We start from the raw sequence: 21,736 nt of genomic DNA, 5'->3' as shown, positions 1-21,736 counted from the left end.
CGGAAATGGCCGCCACGATCGCCCTCGATCCCGCCCGTCTCCTGGAGCCCATCCCCGGCACGAACCCGGCCGGCGAGTTCCTGCGCTACGGCACGGAGTACGACGCGGTCAAGGAAGCACGCCGCGAGGACGATCCGTCCTTGCCCCAGGGCGTGTGGAAGACGAACCCGAAACGCGCCGATTGGGATGCGGTCATCGCGCTATGCAAGGACATCCTCGAGAAGCGGTCGAAGGACATGCAGGTGGCCACTTGGCTGCTCGAGGGGCTGGTCTGGCGTTACGGCTTCGCCGGCCTGCAGCCCGGCATCGAAGTGATCGCCGGACTTTGCCGCAACTTCTGGGACGACCTGCATCCGCCCGTCGAGGATGACGACGTGTCGTCGCGCATCGGGCCGCTGGAATGGCTCAATGCCAAGCTGCCGGCCGTCCTCCAGCAGATCCCGTTGACCCGTTCGGGCATGCATCAGACGGATGCCTACAGCTGGACGCAGTACCGGATTGCCCAGCGCCTCTCCCCGGTGACCACGCGCGACCCGAAGGCGGCGGCGCTGGCGGAGGCGAACCATCAGGTGCTGCTGCCGGCCTTCGAGGCGAGCGCGCGCGCGACCCCGGTCGAGTTTCACCGGGAACTGCGGATGCAGGTCGCGGCCGGGCTGGCGTCGCTCGACGGGTTGAGCCGAATGCTGGACGAGAGCTGCGGCGCCGCAGCGCCGAGTCTCGCAACCGTCCGGCACACGCTCATCGACATCCTGGGCTGGATCGACACGGTTCTGCGTGACAAGGGGGAGGAGCCGACGATGGTGATGGAGCTTCCCGAGGACGAGGACCTGCCGGACGACACGGTTCCCGAGACGCAGGACGACGATCTGGTCGACGTCGTCCTCGCCGGCCGGCCGGGGCCGATCCGCTCGCGCGAAGAAGCCTATTACCGGCTCGCCGAGGCGGCCGAATACCTGTTCCGGACGGAGCCGCACAGCCCCGTCCCCTACCTGATCCAGCGGGCGGTCTCGTGGGGCAGCATGCCGCTGCACGAATTGCTCGTCGAACTCAGCCGTGGTCGCAACGACCTCTCCGGCGTGTTCGACATGCTCGGCTTCGGTCCACCGGAAAACGCGCAGAAGAGCGGGCGATGATATCTTTCGATTGTATACGCGCCAAAAGCGCTTTTCTTTGGAGATTCGGGAGGAACGGAGTATGAAATAAAGTGTACTGCCGCCAGTCACGCTCAACCGGACTAGACCGCAATACCTAGCGAGGCGTTACCCCAATGGCCGAGAGCACCCAGCATAAACTCAGCAGAGTCCGACCGCCACGCGTGCAGATCACCTACGACGTGGAGATCGGCGACGCGATCGAGAAGAAAGAGCTTCCCTTCATCGTCGGCATCATGGCCGACCTGTCCGGCAAGCCGACCGAGCCGCTGCCGCCGGTGAAGGATCGGAAGTTCGTCGAGATCGATCGCGACAATTTCAACGATGTCCTCTCCTCGGCCAGCCCGAGGCTGGTCCTGCGCGTGCCGAACCGGCTGAAGCCCGACGGCAACGACATGCTGAACGCCGAATTGAAGTTCAAGCACATGGACGACTTCGGTCCGGTCGAGGTGATGCAGCAGGTGCCGGCGCTGAAGGCGCTGCTGGACACCCGCCAGCGTCTGCGCGACCTGCTGACCAAGCTGGACGGCAACGACGACCTGGACGCGCTGCTGCGCTCGGTGGTCGAGAACACCGAGAGCCGCTCGGAACTGCGCACGCAGCTCGGGGGCGGTGCCGACGGTGGCGACAAGCCCGTCGATCCGCCGGCGCCCGAGTGATCGAGCGCCCAATCCCTGACCCGACGACCGGCCGCACGCGCTCCCCGGGGCGCAGGCCAGATCCGATGAGAGGCTTCCATGGCTGAGGAAACCGAGAACGCCACGGGCAGTGAGGGCACGGCGCCGCTCTCCCTGCTGGAGCGCATCATGACAGAGGGCAAGCTGGCCCGCGACGAAAGCCAGCGCGCCTATGCCCGCGACCTCGTGAGCGAGTTCGTCGACTCCGTTCTCGCGCAGGAAGGTGGTTCCGTCAGCGGCGACGTCGTCGCCATGATCAACGACCGCATCGCCGAGATCGACGATCTGCTGAGCGCGCAGCTCAACGAGATCCTGCACGACCCCGAGTTCCAGCGCATCGAGGCGAGCTGGCGGGGCCTGCATTATCTGGTCTTCAACACCGAGACCGGGACGATGCTGAAGCTGCGCCTGCTCAACATCACCAAGGGCGAGCTGCTGAAGGACCTGGAGAAGGCCGTCGAGTTCGACCAGAGCGCGCTGTTCAAGAAGGTGTACGAGGAAGAGTACGGCACCTTCGGCGGCAATCCCTACAGCATGCTGATGGGCGACTACGAGTTCGGCCGGCATCCGCAGGACATCCTGCTGCTCGAGCTGATCTCGAACGTCGCCGCCGCCGCTCACGCGCCCTTCATCGCCGGCGCCAGCCCGCGGCTGTTCGACATGGACGGCTTCACCGAGCTGGGGGTTCCGCGCGACCTCTCGAAGATCTTCGAGAGTGCCGAGCTGATCAAGTGGCGGTCTTTCCGCAACAGCGAGGATTCGCGCTACGTCGCGCTGGCGCTGCCGCACGTCCTGCTGCGTCTGCCCTACGGGCCGGACACCAAGCCGGTCGAGGGCGTCAACTTCGTCGAGGACACGGACGGCCGGGATCACAAGAAGTATCTGTGGGGCAATGCCGCCTGGATGCTGACCCACCGCATCACCTCCGCCTTCTCGCAGCACGGCTGGACCGCCGCGATCCGTGGCGTCGAGGGCGGCGGCAAGGTCGAGGGCCTGCCGACGCACACCTTCCGCACCGACGAGGGCGACATCGCGCTCAAGTGCCCGACCGAGATCTCGATCACGGACCGGCGCGAGAAGGAGCTGAACGACCTCGGCTTCATCACGCTAGTGCACTGCAAGGGCACGGACTACGCCGCCTTCTTCGGCGGCCAGACGACCAACAAGCCGAAGCTCTACAACACCGCGGCGGCCAATGCGAACAGCCGCATCTCGTCGATGCTGCCCTACATCCTGAACGCCTCGCGCTTCGCTCACTACATCAAGGTGATCATGCGCGACAAGATCGGGAGCTTCATGACCAGGGACAACGTCGCGACCTACCTGAACACTTGGATCGTCGACTACGTGCTGGGCAAGGACGACGCCGGGCAGCAGCTCAAGGCCAAGTACCCGCTGCGCGAAGCGCGCGTGGACGTCACCGACGTCCCGGGCAAGCCCGGCAGCTACAGGGCCACGGTGTTCCTGCGGCCGCATTTCCAGCTCGAGGAACTCACGGCCTCGATTCGGCTGGTCGCGGAGCTGCCGCCGCCGGCAGCCTGAGCGCCCTGACGGGGACCTACGCGGACCCGGCCCGCCGCCGATCATCCCGACGGCGGGTCGGTCCACGGACCACATGAGAGCAGGGTTCCGACGAACCCCCAGACGAGACAGCCGCACGGAGACGCGCCATGGCCGGCAATATGTTCCTCAAGCTGACGGGGCCCGACATCAAGGCCGAGTCGACCGACAGCACCCACAAGGAAGAGATCCAGGTCCTGTCCTGGAGCCATTCCTTCAACCAGCCGACTTCGCCCACCCGCAGCTCCGCGGGCGGCGGCACGGTCGAGCAGGCGAACCATTCCGACTTCTCCTTCACGAAGTACACTGACAGCGCCACCGACGACCTCCTCAAGATGTGCTGGAGCGGCAAGCACATCGAGAAGGGCGTGTTCTGCGCCTATCGCGCCAACGGCGAGAACAAGGCGGTCAAGTATCTCGAGATGACGATGGAGAAGATCGTCGTCTCCAACGTGAGCCTCGGCGGCGGTACGGGCGACGTCCCGACCGAGACCGTGACGCTCAGCTACGGCATCATCGAGTACAAGTACATCCCGCAGAAGGAAGACGACGGCACGGCGGAGGGCGCTCAGCCGGTCAAGCACGACCTGATCAAGCAGGAAGTGTCGTAAGGCATCGTGTCCGGTCCCCGGATCGTCCATGGCGCGCGGGTGCCGCTGTTCGACCGTCTGGTCGACGGCGACCCCGCGACGACCTACGAGCCGCACCCTCCGCGCATGCTCGATCCCAAGGGAGTGCGGGAGTCGGTGGGGCGCGAGCTCGACCGGCTGCTCAACACGCGCACGCCGCTGGCCGTGGACGAACTCGACCGGCGGCAGCGCAGCACGATCGATTACGGCATTCCGGACCTTTCGCTGTTTCGACCGTACGAGACCGACAGCGAGCATCTGCTCGTCGAGGTGATCGAGCGGACCATCGCCGCGTTCGAGCCCAGGCTCGCCAATCCCCGCGTCTCGGTCGAACGTCTGGCCGGCGAGCGCCGCTCGCTGCTCGCTCGCATCGAAGGGACGATCGTGGTCGGCACCATGGTCGAGCCGGTATCCTTTCCCGTCCTGCTGCGCGACAGCGTGAGCGAACCGGATGAGTGACGCAGACCGCGACGACCTCCTCGAATACTACCAGCGCGAGCTCCTGTACCTGCGCAACCAGGGGGCGGAGTTCGCCGCGCGCTATCCCAAGATCGCCAATCGGCTGGAGCTGAGCGCCGACGAATCGCCCGACCCCCATGTCGAGCGGCTGATCGAGAGCTTCGCGTTCCTGACCGGGCGCATCCAGCGCAACCTGGACGCGGATTTCCCGGAGATCCCCTCGGCTCTCCTCGAGGTGCTCTATCCCCAGCTCGTCGCACCCGTGCCGAGCATGGCGATCGTGCAGTTCGACGTCGATCCCGACCAGGCACGCGCCGTCGCCGGGTTCACGATCCCCGACGACGTGCCGCTGTTCGCGGAAGCGGATCACGGCCTGACCTGCCGGTTCCAGACCTGCTATCCCGTTGAGCTGTGGCCGATCGAGGTGGTCTCGGCGGCGTTGCTGGACCCGGCGGCCTTCGGTTTCCTGGAGGACCGGCCCGACGTCGGCTCCGTGCTCCGCCTCAGGGTTTCGTGTCTCGGCAACCTCACCTTCGCCGACGTGACGCCCGAACGGCTGCGTTTCCACATCGACGCCGACACGATGCTGGGCGGCACGCTGTACGAGATGCTGTTCAACCAGACGCGCGGCGTCGCGGTGATGGGGGTGGGGGAGAAGGCTCCCGGCCGGCTGCTCCCGGCGGACGCGATCCAGGCGGTCGGCTTCGCGCCCGACGACGACGTCCTGCCCTACCCGCGGCATGCCCACCACGGCTATCGGCTGATCCAGGAATACTTCGCCTTCCCGGAGAAATTCCTCTACTTCGACGTCGTCGGACTCGGCGGCCTCGGCTCGCGGCGCGAGGCGGATCTGCTGTTCCTGCTCGGCCCGGGAACCCGCCGGCGGCTGCCGATGGACAGGGCCGCCTTCCGCCTCAATTGCGTACCGGTCATCAACCTGTTCCCCAAGACCTCCGAGCCGGTGCGCCTGGACCAGACCCAGGTCGAGTACCGGCTGCTGCCGGACAGCCGCTGGGAACGCTCGACCGAGATCCATTCCATCGTCAAGGTGTCGGCGACCTCGGCCTTCGAGGACGACAGCCGGCTGTTCCGGCCATATTTCTCCTATGACCACCAGTCGGCGCTGACGGGCCAGCGCGCCTTCTGGATCGCACGCCGCCGCCAGACGCAGCGCGCGGACATGGGTGGAACCGACATGTTCCTGGCGTTCCGGGACCTGGATTTCCGGCCGACCCGGCCGCCGACCCACATGGTGTTCGCCCATACCTTGTGCACCAACCGGGGCCTTGCCCAACAAATCCCGCCGGGTGCCCGTTTCCAGATCGAGGTGGACGCCCCGGTCCGCTCGATCGTCTGCCTGAACAAGCCGACGGACGAGGTGATGCCGCCGATGCGTGGCGACACGCTGTGGCGGCTGGTCTCCAACCTGTCGCTCAACCACCTTTCGCTGTCGGAAGGCCGGGACGGGCTCGCGGCGCTGCACGAGATCCTGACGCTGTACGCCGGGCCCGGCGGGGCCACGGCCGCCCAGCAGATCGCGGGCGTCCGCGGCCTGTCCTCGCGGCGCGTCGTGCGGCGGATCGGCAACGAGGCGTGGCGGGGCTTCTGCCGTGGCTGGGAGGTGACGCTCGACTTCGACGAAAGCCTGTACGCCGGCAGCAACCCTTTCCTGCTGGCGGCCGTGCTGGACCGTTTCATAGGGTTGTACGCCTCGCTCGAAAGCTTCACCCAGCTCGTCATCACGAGCCGGCAACGTGACGGGATCTGGAAGACATGGCCGCCTCGGGCTGGCGAAAGGGTCGTTCTGTAGCGGACCTCCTCTTCAAGGAGGGGCATCGCTTCGACTTCTACCAGGCGGTGCGCCTGCTTGAGATGCTGGATCCGGTCGGCGCATCGGTCGGCGAAGGCCCCGACGCGTCCGCCGAGGTCGTGCGGTTCAGCTCCAGCCTCAAGAGCGCGTTCCCCGCGAGCGATCTCGACCGGGTGGAGATGCCCGGGGCTGGCCGGCAGTTCGGGATGCAGGTCAACTTCATGGGGCTCGCGGGCGCGTTCGGCCCGTTGCCGCCGCCCATCACCGAGCTGGTGATCGAGAGGCTGCGGGCGCGCGACGGGACCGCCCGCGACTTTCTCGACCAGTTCAACCACCGTCTCGTTTCGCTGATGTTCCGTGCTCGTCGGGCGCACCGGCCGGAACTCGTTCGCGGGACGCCGGACGACACGAACTTCGCCTTCTACTTCTACTGCCTTCTCGGTCTCGGCACCGGCGGGTTGCGCAACCGCATGGACGTACCGGACCGCGCGCTGCTGGACCGCGCCGGGCTCCTGAACCAGCAGCCGCGCAGCCTGCATGCGCTGGAGCGGCTGGTCGAGGCGCATTTCGGCGTGCCGGTCGAGGGCATACCGCTGCAGGGGCGCTGGCTTCCGCTCTCCCGTACCGAAACCACCAGCCTCGGCATCCGCAAGGGAATGAACAACGCGCTGGGGAGCAGCGTCGTGCTCGGTGCGCGGGCCTGGGACCAGCAGGCGGCGCTGACGGTCTCGCTCGGCCCGCTCGACCTGCCTGCCTTTCGAGGCTTCCTTCCGGTCGGCGACGCCTGGGCTCCGCTGGTTTCGCTGCTGCGTTTCCACGCCGGCCGGATGCCGGACTTCTCGGTGCGCCTGCGCCTGAAGCCGGCGCAGGTTCCGGGCACGAGGCTCGATCGCAAGGCGCCGCCCCGGCTCGGCTGGACCTCTTTTCTCACGACCCGGCCGCGGACTTCCGAGGGGGTGGTGACCATCGCCGTCGAGGACGACGCGGCCGTCCCGCTGTGGAAGCGGGCGAGACGCTCGGCCAAGCGGGCCTAGGGCAAGGACGCTCCCCTCCGCTTACCCCATCTGGCTGATCACGCGGTCGGCCGGGAGGAGCACGCTCGCGACGGTGCCGCGGCCGGGAGTGCTGTCGATGTGGAACCTGCCTCCGTGCAGCTCCGTCAGCGCCACGACCAGCGGCAGGCCGAGCCCGGTGCCCTGGGTCTTGCTCGACAGCGAACTCTCGATCTGTCCGAACGGGGCGAGCGCCTTCGGCAGGTCCTCGGCCGCCATGCCGATGCCGGTGTCGGTGACGCGGATCGCGAGTTCGCCGCCCGCCTCGACCTCGGCCGAGAGCGTGACCCGGCCACCCTCGGGCGTGAACTTGACGGCGTTCGACAGCAGGTTGTTGACGATCTGCTTCAGCGCCCTTTCTTCGGCGCGTACGAAGGGCAGGTCCCCCGGTACGTCGGTGTCGAGCAGGACCCCCCCGCCATCGGCCCGCGGCCGGACGAGGCGCACGCAGCTCTCGGCGACGCGGCCGAGATCGAGCACGGTGTCCTGCAGCTCCTTCTTGCCGGCCTCGATCTTCGACATGTCCAGGATGTCGTTGATCAGCGCCAGGAGCAAACGGCCGCTCTCATGGATGTCGCGCGCATAGTCGACGTACTCGCTGCGCCCGGCCGGGCCGAATAGCTCGTCCTTTATGATCTCGCTGAAGCCGATGATCGCGTTGAGGGGTGTTCTCAGCTCATGGCTCATGTTGGCGAGGAACTCGGACTTGGCCCGGTTGGCGAAGTCCGCCTGCTCCTTGGCGAGGCGCATCGCCTCCTCGGCGGCCTTGCGCTCGGTCACGTCCTCGACCTTGCCCTCGTAGTAGCGGATCCGGCCGTCGGGGCCGCGCACGGCGCGCGCACTCTCGCTCGTCCAGATTATCGAACCGTCGCGCCGGCGGATCCGGGACTCGAAGCCATGCACCTCCCCCGTCTCGGCGGCGAGCCGTACGAAGGTCTCGCGACGTCCGGCATCGAGATAGAGCTGGACCCCGACGTCCCGCATCTCCGCCAGCAGCGTCTCGACGTCCGGATAGCCGTAGATGCGGGCCAGTGCCGGATTGGAGCCGAGCATCCGCCCGTCGGCCGAGCTCTGGAACTGGCCCTCGACCGAATGCTCGTAGATGTCGCGGTATTTGCGCTCGCTCTCGCGCAGCCCGGCGTTGGCTGCGGCGAGCGACGCCGCAAGGGCGGCCACCTCGCCGGCCCGCCGGCGCGCCAGGATCAGGTAGCTGGTGATGGCGCCGGTCGTCGCGACTCCTCCGAACAGCACCGCGAGGGGCGACAGCGCGAGCACGGTGGGGACGGCGTCCAGAACGGGTTGCCAGTGGAGGATCCAGCTCTCCCCCGCTGCCGAGACGACGGTGGTCGTTCCCCGTCCCGAGTTCCGGCCGCCCTCGGGCGTCTGGGCGCGGAACAACGGTTCGGTGGGCCGGCCGGGGGCGAAGACGGTCGGGCCCGAGAGAATGGGCCGGCCGGAAGGGTCCTCCGCCAGGGCGAAGACGTGGTCGGCGCGAAGCAGGGTTGCGACTACCGCTCCTCCCGGTTCGGATGGGTCGTCGCGAGGGCCCCGGACCGGTTCGACGATGCCGATGAAGGCCGTGTCCGGGACGCCGAAGTCGGCGCCGTCGAGCAGGCGCGCGGCCGGCCGCACGGCTCCCTGCCGCAGCAGATCGGCGAAGGGGCCTTCGGGAACCCTCAGCGGCAGCTTCAGCGCGTCCGTCGCGACCAGGCGGACCCCCTGGCCGTCGTCGGGGCTGGATTCCACCAGCACCATGGCCTCGATGCCGGGTTCGGACGGGACGATCCGGTTGGCGAAAGTGGAGAAGTCCGGAGCGTCGATCCCTTCGATCGCGGAGGCCAGGGCGGCGACGGCGGCGGTGGTGTCCACTGCCAGTTCGAGGCGCCGCTGCACCACTTCGGTCGCCCGGGCCACGCGGTAGGCGATCTGCTCGGCGGCCTGGTTGGCGATCTGCTCGCGGACCATCAGGAAGAGGGCCAGCGTCATGATGACGCCGATTACCGCGACCGCCCCGGCGGTGCCGCGGCCGATCGCCGCCAGCGCCAGCGGCCCGGTGCCGTTCCTGGAAGGTGGTCGTCCGGCCCCGCTCCCCTCGGCAAAGAGTCCGTCCGTCATGCCTGCATCCTGCAATACATGCGCGGACAATACGCCCGGACCGGCCGACGCAATAGCCCTATTGGAAGGTGAAAACTGCTTTGTGTACGGACGGTGGCTTCGATGCTGCACGCGTCCGGTTGAACGGCGGGCGGTTCTTCTTGCTCTTTACCCGCCCGCCAGGAATCGGGAGGCGTCGATCAGCGGTTCGCGAGATCGAATTCGGCGGCAGGGTCGCTTTCGACCAGTTCGGCGACCACCTCGTACGCCTTGGCATTGTTGTCCATCTGGTCGCGGATCGGGTCGTTCTGCTCGCCGACATGGCGGAAGAAGGATGCTGCATCGCGCAGCAGCTTGGCGGCTATCTCGGCATTCGTCGCCATCAGAGCTCCTCCTGGAGGTTGGGTATCAGAGCCCAACAAGGGCGAACCGGAATCGTTTCCCGGCGAATCGCCGCCTCCGGAACGCGAATGCGCCCCGGGGCGGGGGCTCCGGGGCGCGGCGGACGACGGATCGGGGGATCAGGCGGCGGGGCGGATCGCGAGGCCCCTGGAGGCCAGCTGGTCCGCGAAATCCTGGAACTTGCGGACGTATTTGCCCTTGTAGTCCTCGAAGTCGCGCTGGATCAGCGCGTCGGAGTTCGGGGACTTGCGGAACTCCTCGATCCGATGGGCGTGCTCGGCACCGTAAAGCGCGAACGCACCCGCAGTCACCAACTCGTCTAGGCTCATGGACTCCACTCTGCTCTGCCTTGATGAATCATTGCTACGCCGTTCCATGGCGGCGCACAAGAGGAATGCTGCATTGCAACATCAGGATGCCGCTGGCGCGAAAGAGGTTATCCGGTGGTGCGGTCGAGCGTGACCATCCGGTCGCGGTCGGCGCGGATCCGCTGCAGATGCTCGGCGACGGCGTCGTGCAGATGGTTCGGCAGCTCGACCTCGAGTGCCTGCTCGTAGCGGCGGATGGCTTCGCCTTCGCCGCGCTCCACCTCTTGCAGGATCGCACGGCGGTCCCGGCCCAGCACGGCGCTCTTCAGGTCGATGAAGACGCGGTGGGCGCCGCCCAGGACCGTGCCGCTCGACTCAGGCGCGCCGCCCTGCTCGGCGACGAACTTCTGCAGCTCGCGGACCATGGCGCCGCGCTGGGCGGCAAGGTCGTTGAACAGTTCCTTCAGGTCGGGCTCGTCGACGTCCTCGGCGGACTTCCGATAGCCTTCATGGCTGTCTTCGGTTATTTGGATCAGGTCATTGAGCGTGTCGATGATCTTCTCGCGCGTCATCCACCCGTCCTCCAGCCCGGCGTTGCAGCCTAACAACCCGCATCTCGGGACTAGGTTCCTGGGGCGTCGCCGGCAGGCTCCACAAGGAGTACCATCCGGCGGTGGCCGACGACGCGCACTGCCGTCCCGGCCGGCAGGTCGGGGCCTTCGACATGCCACAGCGTGTCGCCGAGAAGGAGACGGCCCCGCCCGTTGCGGATGGGTTCGTCCAGGATCGCGACCGCCCCCTCCTGGTGGGCCGCGCGGTCGTTGATCCCGGTCGCGGCGTCCGGTGCCGGACGGGGGCGCCCGCGCCGCCAGACCACCGCCGCGCCGATCAGCACCGCCGACAGCAGCGTGAACAGGCCGACCTGCTGGATGAGGGGCAGGCCCTCGACGGCCCAGGTCAGGGCGAAGGTCAGGAAGGCGGCGACGGCGAACCAGGCCAGCAGGAAGCCGGGCGCCAGTATCTCCGCCGCGATCAGCACGACGGCGATGGTGGCCCAGACGAGCGGGACCGGCGCCGCCGACAGCCAGGACATCACGCGTCGCCTGCCGGCCGTCCGCCCCAGGGGCCCGGATCCGCGGCGTGGCGCGCCTGCGGATCGTCGGCCCCGGTCCGGCCCGCGGGCCCGGCGAACGGTCCGGCATGCCGGATCAACTCGCCGATGCCGGCGACGGTGGCGCCGACCGAGGACAGCTCGATCGGCAGGATCAGGGTCTTCAGGTTCGGGGCCGCGGCCAGGGTCGCGAGGGCATCGACGTATTTCTGGCCGATGAAGTAGTTCAGCGCCTGGGTGGACCCGGCGGCGACCGCCTCGGAGACCATGCGCGTGGCCTCGGCTTCCGCCCGGGCCAGTCGCTCGCGCGCCTCGGCCTCCAGCTTTGCGGCCTCCAGCTTGCCTTGCGCGATGCGGATCTGGCTCTCCTTCTCCGCGTCCGCCTCGAGGATCTGGGCGCGGCGCTCGCGCTCGGCCTTGAGCTGGCGGCCCATGGACTGGACGATGTCGTCGGGCGGCGAGATGTCGCGCAGCTCCACGCGGGTGACCCGCACGCCCCAGCTGTTCGTCGCCTCGTCGACCGCCTTCAGGATCGCGACGTTGATCGTCTCGCGCTGGCTCAGCAGCTCGTCCAGGTCCATCGAACCCATGACGGTGCGCAGCGTGGTCATGGACAGCGTCTGGATCGCGATCTGGAGGTTGGTGATCTCGTAGGTCGCCTTGCGCGGGTCGAGGACTTGGAAGAACAGCACGCCGTCGGCGGAGACGGCGGCATTGTCCCGGGTGATGACGGACTGCTCCGGGACGTCGACCACGGTCTCGCGCATGTCGACCTTCGCGCGGATGGAGCTGACCAGCGGGACGATGACGTTGAGCCCGGGCTCCAGCGTCTCCTGGTAGCGGCCCAGCCGCTCGACGACGTAGTTGAAGCCCTGCGGGACGATCCGCACGCTGGTGGCGGCGATCACGACCACGAGCGCCAGCGAGGCGACGACGAGCAGTTCCATCCGGTTGCCCCATGGGAGGTACCGCGGACGTCCCGCGGCTCCGCCCTGTGTATCACGTCGCCGGGCGGGAGCGGGGCTTTTCCGTCATGCCGGCGTCCAGCGGGGAGCCGTCTTTCCGATGACGTCCGCGAGGCGCCGTGCCGCCCGGTCGAGCGCTTCGGGAGGGAAGCCCGAATATCCCAGCAGCAGGCCCCGGTGCAGCGGCGGCCCGGCATGGCAGTCCGAGAGCGCCAGCAGCATCACTCCGGCGCGCCGGGCGGCCTCGGCCACCGCCGAATCGCCGATGCCGAGGCCGGGGGCGAGCCGGGCGACGACCTGCATGCCGGCCGGCGCCGGGTCGGCTTCGACCAGGCCGCCCAGATGCCGCGAGACCGAGTGGAGCAGGGCCTCCTGGCGCTCGGCGTAGCACAGCCGCGTCCGCCGGACATGGGCGGAGAAGTACCCTTCGGCGATGAAGTCGTGGAGCACCATCTGGGCCGGCAGCGAGGTGTGGTCGTCGACATAGCGGCGCAGCCGCGCGAAAGGCTCCGCCAGTTGGTGCGGCAACACTGCGTACGCGATCCTCAGGGCCGGGAACATCACCTTGCTGAAGGTGCCGAGATAGATCACCCGCTCGGCACCCGGCCTGTCGAGCCCCTGGAGCGCGGCGAGCGGCCGGCCCGCGTAGCGGTACTCGCTGTCGTAGTCGTCCTCCAGGATCCATGCTCCCGCCTCCGCCGCCCAGGCGAGAAGCTCCAGGCGCCGGCGCAACCCGAGCGTGACGCCGAGCGGGTACTGGCAGCTCGGCGTCACGTAGGCGAGCCGCGCATCGGGTGCCAGCGCCCGGCCGGCGGCCACGTCCAGCCCCTCGGCGTCCACCGGCACCGGCACCGGCACCGCGCCCCGGCTGCGCAGGGCCTCGACCGCGCCGAGATAGCCGGGTTCCTCGACCCAGGCGCGCTCGCCCGGCTGGAGCAGGAGGCGCGCGGCGAGGTCGATCGCCGCCTGGCAGCTCGAGACGATCATCACCTGTTCGGCGTCGCAGCGCACGCCCCGGGCGGTGCGCAGATATCCCGCGACCGCCTCGCGCAGCGGCTTCCAGCCGGCGGGCGAGCCGTAATGCAGTTCCGCCGAGCCGAGCGAGCGCCAGCGCCGCGCCTGGAGACGGCGCCATACCGCCAGGGGAAAGCGATCGAGGGCCGGGACGCCGGCCCGGAACGGCAGGATCGGGTCCGGTTCCCACGATCGGGGCCGCGCGGGTGTCGGCGGCGGCCCGGCCGGCAGGGAAGCAGGCGAGGAGGCAGGTGCGGAAGCGGGCGGGGTGTGGAGCAGGTTCTCCGGGAGTGCGGCGGCGACGTAGGTGCCGGAGCCGACGCGCGGCTCGAGATAGCCCTCGGCCACCAGTTCGTCGAGCGCGGTGACGACGGTGTTGCGCGAGACGCCGAGTTCGCGGGCAAGGGAGCGGCTCGACGGCAGCCGCGCGCCGGGGAGCAGCGCCCCGCTCAGCACCGCGTCGCGCAGGCGACGGTAGATCTGGCGGAACAGCGGCTCCTCCGCCGCGTCGGCGGCGAAGATCGGCAGCAGCGGGCCTTGGGCTTGCTTGGGCATCGCGAGGCCGATTCATAGGCCCGTGCGCGGCGGCTGGCAACAGGTGCCGGCCGCTCGCGTGCCGGGTCGGCCTCGGTCATGCAGACGACGACAGGATTTCCCCGGCCGCCTCAGTGGTGTCCATTGCCCTTGCTCCCGGCGGTGATCGACGTGCCCGGGATCACGATCTTGACGTTCTGCATCATGCCCTGGTCCTCGTGGTCGAGGATGTGGCAGTGCAGCACGAACTCGCCGATGTAGCGCTGGTAGCGGGTGCGGACGACGACCTGGTAGCCCTGCTTGGTGAACAGGGTGTCCTTCCAGACGCCCTTGAGGTCGAGATACTGCGGGTCGCCGCCCTCCAGCTTCAGGCGCTCCTCGTACGCGACGGCCGGGTCGGTGACGTCGACCCCCGCCGGGTTCAGGATGCGCACGACCTGGAAGGGGTTGACGTGTATGTGGAAGGGGTGGCCGGCCAGGGTCGACGTCAGAGTCCATTCCTCGACCCCGCCGAGCGTCAGCAGCCGGTCGACCCGGTCGGGCGAATAGGCCTGGTGGTCGATGCCGAAGCGGGCGTTCGCGGTGCTGACGTCGATGCTGAAGGTCAGCTGCTGCTGGCCCGTCAGCTCCTCTTCCCCGATCGTGCGGTGCCACACGAAGGAAGGGGTGCCGAGATCGTTCTCGAGGTCGGCCGCCACTCCCTCCCGGACGTCGGCCGGCAGGAACCGGGTCGCCGCGACGAGCTGCTCCTTGATGTGCGCGCCGGCGTTGGGCACGGGCTGGCCGCCCTCGACCCGCACGACGGCCAGCAGCCGCCGGCTTTCGTCGGCCGCGCCGACCGCGCCGGAGGCGGGGATCTGGTCGTCGACCACGCAGTAGCTTCCCGCCTCGGGGAACACCATCAGCGCGTCGATCCGGTAGCCGGGCTGGAGGACCGTCGAGGCCGCGCCGTCGATCCGGGCGAGGGTCAGGCCGTCGGCGGCGATCTGCCACTGGTCGACCGTTTCCCCGTCGCAGTTCGCCGCGATCCACTCGGGATGGCCGTCCGCCTCCAGGCCCTGGGGCTGGGCCGGCGTGCTCATCTTGACGACGTGCATGCGGATCGTGTCGCGAACGCCGGCGTGGATCATGCGCCAGCGCTCCGTCCGGCCGGCCTGCGCGTCGACCATGACGGGCTGGATCTCGCCGTTGATGCTGGTGTACCGGCCGGACTGCCCCCAGGTTCCGGGGCCGAACTGGTCGTAGCTCTCGATCCCGCCGACGTCGCCGGGATCGCAGACCCAGGCCACGACGTTGCCCTTGGCGTCGGTCCTGGTCTTGATGTTGCCCTGGTCGTCGCGGCAGGCGTACTGGATCTGCTGGAACAGCAGGATCCGCTCCTTGAACGCCTCGCCGTCGGCGTATCGCAGGATCGTGTCGATGTCGCCCGGCGCGTTCGGCCGCGGCGGCCGGTCGCCGGCGATCACGAGCGCCCCCGACATGCCGCTCGCGACCTGCAGCGCGGTCGAGCCGTGGCGGTGCGGGTGGTACCAGAACGTGCCCGCGGGATGATCGAGCGGGACGTTGTACTCGTACTGGAAGTCGACGCCGGGCTGGATGTCGAGCAGGACGTTGTCGCCGTTGCCGACCGGCGATACCCACAGCCCGTGGGAGTGCAGGTTGGTCCGGTTGAAGCAGTTGGGGATGTTGTGCGTGCCCTCGGGAAGGATGCAGTTCTCGTCGGGCAGGTCGTTGGAAAGCGTCGCGCGGACCGTCTCGCCCGGCCGGATGCGGATCGTCGGGCCGTCCAGGGACTGGTTGTAGGTGCGCAGGTCGACGGTGTCGTGGGACTTCGTCGTGGGGTTGTAGATCCGGGTCTTGAAATAGGCGATGTCGAGTCCGAGCCGCGCCTCCTGCCCGGCCGCCGGCACGCCGGACGGGAGCGCCATCGGCGCCGTTCCGCCGGACGGGGCCGTGCGCTCGATCGCCAGCTCGGGCGGGTTGGCGACGATGCGCTCCCCGGTCTCGCCGAGCGCGGCGCCGGCCTGCATCGCGATCAGGACGGCGGGAAGCGCGGCGGCGATCCGCGACCCGGTCCGGCCGGGGACAATTCGTTTCCGGGGCATGGAGGACTCCCTGGGCATGCACGAGCCGGGGCGGCTCGGAATCGTGGCGTAGGGTGCGGGTGCACCGGTCCATTCCGACAATTTACATATGATTTAAGGCATATTCCTTACCGTGAGATGAATCCTCCGTTGTCGGATCTTCGCGCGATGCGTGCAGGTGCGGGCGGCGTCGCGCTCGGGGCACGGCACCTTCGTTACCTCCGGCTGTTGCCATTCCAGCCAGAGCGCCGAATCAGCCGGAGACGCGGATGTCCGCCGCCCACATCAATCGCATCGGGACCGCGGTCCCGCGCTTCGACGTCCATCGCAAGTTCCTGGAGTTCGCCCCGACCCTGCTGCCCGACGAGCGCGACCGGCGGCTGTTCCGCCGCATGGCCGAGCGCAGCGGGATCGAGCACCGGTATTCCTTCTTCGAGCCCGACGCCGACCCCGAGGCGGTCGACAGCGGCGGGTTCTTCCGGCGCGGCGCCTTTCCGGACACGGCCGCGCGCATGCGCTTCTACGAGGAGCACGCCGCCGACCTCGCCGAGGCCGCCGTGCGCGCGATGGGCGGCGCGGCTGCAATCGGGTCTGCGGTAAGGGACGTGACGCACGTGATCGTGACGACCTGCACCGGCTTCCATGCGCCCGGGATCGACCATGCGATCGTGACGCGGCTCGGGATCGCGCCCTCGGTCGAGCGCACGGTGGTCGGCTTCATGGGCTGCCATGCCGCCATCAGCGCGCTGAAGCTCGCGCGCCACGTCGTGCGGTCGGAGCCGGCGTCGCGCGTGCTGGTGCTGAGCCTGGAGCTGTGCACGCTGCACCTCCAGGAGACGGGGGCGCTGGAGCAGGTGCTGAGCTTCCTGATCTTCGGGGACGGCTGCTCGGCCTGCCTGGTCAGCGCCGAGCCCGAGGGGATCGCGCTCGAGAGCTTCCGCGCCGAGGTGATCCCCGCCAGCGCCGAGGACATCACCTGGCGCATCGGCGGGCAGGGGTTCGACATGCATCTCGCCGGCACGGTGCCGCGGACGCTGGCCGACGGCCTGCCGGCGGCGCTGCCGGCGGTGCTCGGCGGGCGCGGCCCCGGCGACGTCGAGCTGTGGGCGGTGCATCCCGGCGGCCGCTCGGTGCTGGACGCGGTCGAGCGGGCGGCGGGGCTGGAAGCGGACCGGCTCGCCGATTCCCGGGCGGTGCTGCGCGACTACGGCAACATGTCCTCGCCGAGCGTCGTCTTCGTCCTGGCGCGCATGCTCGACCGGTTCCGCAGCACGGGCATCGGCGGCAACGGCCTCGGCTGCGCCCTGGCCTTCGGGCCCGGGCTGACGGCCGAGGGCATGCTGTTCCGGATGGCCTGAGGGCGGGCCGGTGGCCTCCGTCGACCTGTCCCGCCGCAGCTTCGAGGCCGAGCTGATGGACGGGCCCGGCATCGGCTTCGACGAGTTCGAGCGCTGCCTGCGCGAGCTCGAGCGGATCAACGTCTGGACCTTCGCCTACCGTCCGACGCTGGCCTGGCTGGACCGGCTGGTCCGGCGCCGACCTCCCGGATACGCCCCCGACCGCCCGCTGCGCATCCTGGACGCGGGCTGCGGCGGCGGGGACATGCTGCGCCGCATCGCCGGCTGGGCGCGGCGGCGGGGGCTCGCGGTCGAGCTGACGGGCGCCGACCTCAGCCCGTGGTCGGCGCGCGCGGCCGGGCGCGCGACGCCGCCCGACCTCGCGATCCGCTACCTGACCGCGGACGTCTTCGACCTGCCGGCGGCCGAGCGCTGGGACGTCGTGGTGTGCGCGCTGTTCGCCCACCACCTCGACGACGGCGCGCTGGTCCGCTTCCTGTCCTGGATGGACGGCCGCGCGGAACAGGGATGGTTCGTCAACGACCTCCACCGCCATCCGGCCGCCCACGCCTTCGCGCGGGCCATGGTCGCGTCGTTTCCGGTCGGCCGCCTGGTGGCGCACGACGCGCCGCTCTCCGTCGCGCGCGCCTTCACGCGCGCCGACTGGATGCGGCTCCTGGCCGCGGCCGGGCTGGAGGGGCGGGCCAGGGTCGAATGGTTCACGCCGTTCCGCCTGTGCGTCGGGAGGGTGCGGTGACGGCGCAACGCGCCGGGAGGATTACGGTGACGGCGCAACGCGCCGTCGACGTCGTCGTCGCGGGCGGCGGGCCGGCCGGCGCCGCGGCGGCGGCCCTGCTGGCCGGGGCGGGGCGCCGGGTCGTGCTGTGCGAACGGACCGGGGGGCCGCACCCCAAGGTCTGCGGCGAGTTCCTGAGCGGGGAGGCGGCGGGGCCGCTGTCCCGGCTCGGGCTGGACCCGGCGCGTCTCGGCGCGGTGCCGGTCGAGCGCCTGCGCCTCGCCGGGCCGGGGGGCGAGGCCTCCTGCCGGCTGCCCTTCGCCGCCTGGGGCCTGTCGCGGGACAGGCTGGACGAAGCGCTGCTCGATGCCGCCGCCGCGCACGGCGCCGAGTTGCGCCGGGGCACGGCCGTGCGTGCGGTCACGCCGGCCGGGGACGCGCTGCGCGTCGAGGCCTCCGGCGAAAGCCTGACGGCGGCGCGGGTCCTGCTCGCGACCGGCAAGCACGACCTGCGCGGCCACCGGCGCCCGCCCGGCCGGGTCAACGACCTGATCGGCTTCAAGCAGCACTGGCGGCTGGCGCCGTCCGCGCGCGCGGCGCTCGACGGCCATGTCGAGATGCATCTGTTCGCCGGCGGCTATGCCGGGCTCCAGCCCGTGGAGGACGGTCGCGTCAACCTGTGCCTGGTGATCGGCCGCGCCCGGTTCGAGCGGCTCGGCCGGGACTGGGCGGCGGTGCTCGCCCATGTCGGGGCGGCCTCGCCGCTCTTCGCCGGCCGGCTCGCCGGCGGCGCGCCCTGCCGGCCGAGGCCGCTGGCCGTGGCCGGCATCCCCTACGGCTTCGTCCAGAGGGGATGCCCGCATCCCGGCCTGCACCGGGTCGGCGACCAGCTCGCCGTGATCCCGAGCCTGACCGGCGACGGCATGGCGATCGCGCTCGATTCAGCCGTGCGCGCGGCCGGCGACGTGCTCCTGGACCGCCCGCCCGCCGACGGCGGCCCCTATGCCCGCCAGGTCTCGCTCGCGCACGCCGCCGCGCGCGTCGCCACCAGCGGCGCCGGCGGCACGCTCGCGACCGCCTTCGCCGGGCTCGCGCCGGGGCTGGCCCGGCGGCTGGTCGGGGCGCTGGCCCGCGGCACGCGCGTGGCCGGCTGAGCTTTGCGGCCCGTTTCCGCAGGCTTGAGGAACATGAAATCCTAGAACGTTTCCGGTTCATCCGGAAACGTTCTAGGATCGCGCCATGGACGGTTTCGGGCGCAGGCTCGCGCGGCTCCGCCGCCTCAAGGGGATGAAGCAAAGCCATCTCGCCGAGCTGGCGGGGGTGACCCAGGCGACCGTGTCGCGCTGGGAGAGCGGGGCGCACCGCCCCTCGCCTGGGCAGGCGGCTCGGCTGGGGCCGTTGCTGGAGGCGCGCCTCGACCCCGCCGGCGACGGCGCGCTGCGCCGCCTGGTCGAGACCTCGACGCTGGCGATGCACCTGATCTGCGATGCGACCCACCGCCTGCTGGCGGCCTCGCCGGCGCGCTACGGCGAATGGGGCTCCGGGCCGGCCGACCTCCTGGGGCGGACGCTGTGGCCCTACGCGACCGACGAGATCCGCGCCGCCGAAGGCAGGCTCGGCGGGCTCGGCTGGCACGAGCCCGCCGCCGTTCCGGTCGCGACCTGGACCGGCCCGAACGGGGACCCGGCGGTGCGGATACTGCCGGGCCTGCTGCTGTGGGAGCGGCTGCTGCTCTCCGACGGCGCCGCCGCCCGCCTGGTGACCTCCATGGCGCCCGAGGCGGTGGCTGGTGCCGCCCCGGGCGTCGTGGTCCTTGGGTCCGGCCCGGCTCAGCCGGAGTAGTCGTATATCTTATGCGTGGCCGCCGCCGGGCATGCCTGCCACGGTCTCCGGGAAGTTCATGGGCGGAGCGGGCGGATGAGGACGGACTGGCGGGAGATCTGGGCGCTCTACGCGGCGGGCGTGACCGCCGCCTACCAGTTCGGCAAGGTGGCCGTGGTCGCGGGCGAGCTGCGGGCCGAGCTTGGCCTGACGCTGGCCGGGATCGGCTGGGCGGTGTCGCTGGTCAACCTGCTGGGCGTCGGCCTCGGCGCCGCGGCCGGCGCCTGGGCCGACCGCATCGGCACGCGCCGCGCCCTCGTCCTCGGGCTCGCCGCGACCGCGCTCGCCGGGGCGGCGCAGGCGGCCGCGCCCGACGCCGCCCTCCTGCTGGCGGCGCGCGCGGTCGAGGGGCTCGGCTACCTCGTCGTCGTCGTGGCGGCGCCGACGCTGATCGCGCGCCGCGCCGCGGACGGCGACCGCGTGGCGGCACTGGCGCTGTGGGCCACCTTCGTGCCGGTTGGCTTCGCGCTCGCGAACGCGCTCTCGGGCCTGCTCGCCGGGCCGTTGGGCTGGCGCGGTCTGTTCCTGCTCGACGCGGCGTTGCCCGCCGCGGCCGCGGCGGGCGTGCTCCTGGCCGTGGCGGGGACGCCGCCCGCGGCCGTGCGGGTGCCGGGGACGGCGATCTACCGCGAGCCCGGGCCGGTCTGGCTGGGCCTGGGTTTCTGCTGCTACACGCTGGGATTGCAGGCGTTCCTGGCCTTCCTGCCGGTCCGCCTGGTCGAGGCCGAGGGGCTCGACCTCGCCGTCGCCGGCACGGTGGCCGGAAGTGCCGCGGCGGCGTCCGTCGCGGGGACCGTCGCCGCCGGTGCGCTGATGGCGCGCGGGCTGGGCCTGCCCGCCCTCGCCGCGGCGGGGCTGCTGGGCTCCGCCCTCGCCTCGGCGGCGGTGCACCTGCCGGCGGGCGCGCCGGCAGCGGTGGTGGGCGCGGTCGCCTTCATGATCATGGCCGGCCTCGTCCCCGCGGTCGTGTTCGCGGGGCTGCCGCGGGTCGCCGCCCCGGCCGCCATCGGGCCCGCCAACGGCCTGATCGTGCAGACCGGCAACCTCGGCTCGCTGCTCGGCCCGCCCGCGGTCGCGGCCTGGGTCGGCGTTCTCGGCTGGGAGCGTGCGCCGCTGTTCCTGGCCATCCTGGCGGGCCTCGGCACGGCCTGCCTCGCCAAGGCCTTCCAGGCCCGGCACGCGGCCGCCTAGCGCGCCGCGCGCCGGGCCTGGACGAAGTCCGCGACCTCGCGCCACGGGCCTATGTCCCAGAAGGCGCGCGCCCGGCCGGACGGGGAGGGGACCACGAACAGCAGCGCCCCCGACGCCGTCTCGGGCTGCAGCCCGTAGCCCACGGGCCGGCCGAGGAACGCCCGGCCGGCGGTCTTGCTGTCGAAGGCCAGCGCCGCCGGCCGGAACCGCTCGATCTTCGCCGCGAGCCCGGGCACGTCGAAGCCGTCGCGGCTCAGCTCGTGGTCGGCGCCCCATTCGGTCTTGTTGAGGTCGGTCAGGCCGATCCTGAAGTCGAGCACGCGCGCATAGTCCCGCGGCGCCAGCAGCAGCGGCGTCAGGCCGACCGCGTGCAGGGTCGGCCAGAACAGGTTGCCGGGCTTCGCGTAGTAGGCCTCCGCCTCCTTCGAGGCGCGCGACGGCGCGGTGCCGCACAGGACAAGGTCGAGGCCGGGGGCCAGCACGTCCGGCAGGATTACCGCTGGCCGTCCGAATGGGCGGTGCAGGGAATTCGGATGAGGCGGCACGTTCTTAACCGGACATTAACCGTGTAATCGCGACAAGTGTCCGGTTCCTGACGCTCCGGACTCCCATGCCCAGCACCATCCCACACCGCCGCCAGGAAATCGACATGCGCGGCTTCGGCGCCATCGCCTTCGGCCCGGCGGTCGCCGCGGTGCTGATGGCGGCGCTCGCGCAGTCGCTCGGCTACTGGCACGGCAC

The 21,736-nt window shown here is 70.5% G+C and carries 21 protein-coding genes; 12 read left to right on the top strand and 9 right to left on the bottom strand.

The annotated features are described in order from the left end of the window. The first annotated feature begins 5 nt into the window (after nt 1–5). From tssA to tssG, 7 genes are all read left to right on the top strand, one after another. Nucleotides 6–1,133: a type VI secretion system protein TssA gene (gene tssA / locus VGO20_RS25385; RefSeq protein WP_327505197.1), complete on the top strand. Its 1,128-nt coding sequence runs from the start codon at nt 6–8 to the stop codon at nt 1,131–1,133. A gap of 134 nt (nt 1,134–1,267) precedes the next feature. Then, nucleotides 1,268–1,810, top strand: coding sequence for a type VI secretion system contractile sheath small subunit (tssB, locus tag VGO20_RS25380; protein ID WP_327505196.1), 543 nt, complete (start codon nt 1,268–1,270; stop codon nt 1,808–1,810). A gap of 78 nt (nt 1,811–1,888) precedes the next feature. Further along, nucleotides 1,889–3,370, top strand: a complete 1,482-nt coding sequence (gene tssC / locus VGO20_RS25375) for a type VI secretion system contractile sheath large subunit (RefSeq protein WP_327505195.1) — start codon at nt 1,889–1,891, stop codon at nt 3,368–3,370. A 128-nt stretch (nt 3,371–3,498) separates the two neighbouring features. Continuing rightward, complete coding sequence (locus VGO20_RS25370; protein ID WP_327505194.1) at nt 3,499–3,999, top strand: Hcp family type VI secretion system effector; 501 nt, start codon at nt 3,499–3,501, stop codon at nt 3,997–3,999. A 6-nt stretch (nt 4,000–4,005) separates the two neighbouring features. Further along, nucleotides 4,006–4,476, top strand: a complete 471-nt coding sequence (gene tssE / locus VGO20_RS25365; RefSeq protein WP_327505193.1) for a type VI secretion system baseplate subunit TssE — start codon at nt 4,006–4,008, stop codon at nt 4,474–4,476. Next, a complete protein-coding gene (gene tssF, locus VGO20_RS25360) occupies nt 4,469–6,286 on the top strand; it encodes a type VI secretion system baseplate subunit TssF (RefSeq protein WP_327505192.1) in 1,818 nt (605 codons plus the stop codon). Before tssE ends, tssF begins: the two co-directional genes overlap by 8 nt. Further along, nucleotides 6,250–7,320 carry a type VI secretion system baseplate subunit TssG gene (gene tssG / locus VGO20_RS25355; protein WP_327505191.1) on the top strand — a complete coding sequence of 357 codons (1,071 nt, stop codon included), beginning with the start codon at nt 6,250–6,252 and terminating at the stop codon, nt 7,318–7,320. Before tssF ends, tssG begins: the two co-directional genes overlap by 37 nt. Nucleotides 7,321–7,341: 21 nt before the next feature. On the opposite strand, the gene VGO20_RS25350 is transcribed toward tssG, so the two are convergent. The 8 genes from VGO20_RS25350 to VGO20_RS25315 all read right to left on the bottom strand — a co-directional run bounded on the left by VGO20_RS25350 (nt 7,342) and on the right by VGO20_RS25315 (nt 15,871). Then, a complete protein-coding gene (locus VGO20_RS25350) occupies nt 7,342–9,453 on the bottom strand; it encodes a sensor histidine kinase (RefSeq protein ID WP_327505190.1) in 2,112 nt (703 codons plus the stop codon). A 179-nt stretch (nt 9,454–9,632) separates the two neighbouring features. Next, nucleotides 9,633–9,815 carry a hypothetical protein gene (locus VGO20_RS25345; protein WP_327505189.1) on the bottom strand — a complete coding sequence of 61 codons (183 nt, stop codon included), beginning with the start codon at nt 9,813–9,815 and terminating at the stop codon, nt 9,633–9,635. Nucleotides 9,816–9,953: 138 nt separating this feature from the next. Then, nucleotides 9,954–10,163 (bottom strand): hypothetical protein, encoded by a 210-nt coding sequence (locus tag VGO20_RS25340; RefSeq protein ID WP_327505188.1) that lies wholly within the window; start codon nt 10,161–10,163, stop codon nt 9,954–9,956. 107 nt (nt 10,164–10,270) lie between these two features. After that, nucleotides 10,271–10,714: a ferritin-like domain-containing protein gene (locus VGO20_RS25335; protein WP_327505187.1), complete on the bottom strand. Its 444-nt coding sequence runs from the start codon at nt 10,712–10,714 to the stop codon at nt 10,271–10,273. A gap of 50 nt (nt 10,715–10,764) precedes the next feature. Beyond that, nucleotides 10,765–11,235 carry an NfeD family protein gene (locus VGO20_RS25330; RefSeq protein WP_327505186.1) on the bottom strand — a complete coding sequence of 157 codons (471 nt, stop codon included), beginning with the start codon at nt 11,233–11,235 and terminating at the stop codon, nt 10,765–10,767. Then, nucleotides 11,235–12,200, bottom strand: coding sequence for an SPFH domain-containing protein (locus tag VGO20_RS25325; RefSeq protein WP_327505185.1), 966 nt, complete (start codon nt 12,198–12,200; stop codon nt 11,235–11,237). Before VGO20_RS25325 ends, VGO20_RS25330 begins: the two co-directional genes overlap by 1 nt. Before the next feature lie 84 nt (nt 12,201–12,284). Further along, a complete protein-coding gene (gene pdxR, locus VGO20_RS25320) occupies nt 12,285–13,787 on the bottom strand; it encodes a MocR-like pyridoxine biosynthesis transcription factor PdxR (protein WP_327505184.1) in 1,503 nt (500 codons plus the stop codon). A 110-nt stretch (nt 13,788–13,897) separates the two neighbouring features. After that, the gene (locus tag VGO20_RS25315; RefSeq protein WP_327505183.1) at nt 13,898–15,871 is read right to left on the bottom strand and encodes a multicopper oxidase family protein; all 1,974 of its coding nucleotides are present in this window, start codon (nt 15,869–15,871) and stop codon (nt 13,898–13,900) included. Nucleotides 15,872–16,119: 248 nt separating this feature from the next. On the opposite strand from VGO20_RS25315, the gene VGO20_RS25310 reads away from it, so the two are divergent. The 5 genes from VGO20_RS25310 to VGO20_RS25290 all read left to right on the top strand — a co-directional run bounded on the left by VGO20_RS25310 (nt 16,120) and on the right by VGO20_RS25290 (nt 20,995). Next, nucleotides 16,120–17,208, top strand: a complete 1,089-nt coding sequence (locus tag VGO20_RS25310) for a type III polyketide synthase (protein ID WP_327505182.1) — start codon at nt 16,120–16,122, stop codon at nt 17,206–17,208. Nucleotides 17,209–17,218: 10 nt separating this feature from the next. After that, nucleotides 17,219–17,944 (top strand): methyltransferase domain-containing protein, encoded by a 726-nt coding sequence (locus VGO20_RS25305; RefSeq protein ID WP_327505181.1) that lies wholly within the window; start codon nt 17,219–17,221, stop codon nt 17,942–17,944. Nucleotides 17,945–17,970: 26 nt separating this feature from the next. Then, entirely contained in the window at nt 17,971–19,077 is a 1,107-nt protein-coding gene (locus VGO20_RS25300) for an NAD(P)/FAD-dependent oxidoreductase (RefSeq protein WP_327505180.1), read from the top strand. Nucleotides 19,078–19,162: 85 nt separating this feature from the next. Then, on the top strand, nt 19,163–19,765 hold the full coding sequence (locus VGO20_RS25295; RefSeq protein WP_327505179.1) for a helix-turn-helix transcriptional regulator: 603 nt from the start codon (nt 19,163–19,165) through the stop codon (nt 19,763–19,765). 75 nt (nt 19,766–19,840) lie between these two features. Next, on the top strand, nt 19,841–20,995 hold the full coding sequence (locus VGO20_RS25290) for an MFS transporter (protein ID WP_327505178.1): 1,155 nt from the start codon (nt 19,841–19,843) through the stop codon (nt 20,993–20,995). On the opposite strand, the gene VGO20_RS25285 is transcribed toward VGO20_RS25290, so the two are convergent. Further along, entirely contained in the window at nt 20,992–21,477 is a 486-nt protein-coding gene (locus VGO20_RS25285; protein WP_327505177.1) for a mismatch-specific DNA-glycosylase, read from the bottom strand. The genes VGO20_RS25290 and VGO20_RS25285 overlap by 4 nt on opposite strands. Nucleotides 21,478–21,736: the final 259 nt, after the last annotated feature.

Origin of the sequence: Arenibaculum sp. (assembly GCF_035998295.1) — a bacterium.
Lineage (GTDB): Bacteria > Pseudomonadota > Alphaproteobacteria > Azospirillales > Azospirillaceae > DASYHS01.
This window is presented reverse-complemented; position numbering and strand designations above follow the sequence as displayed.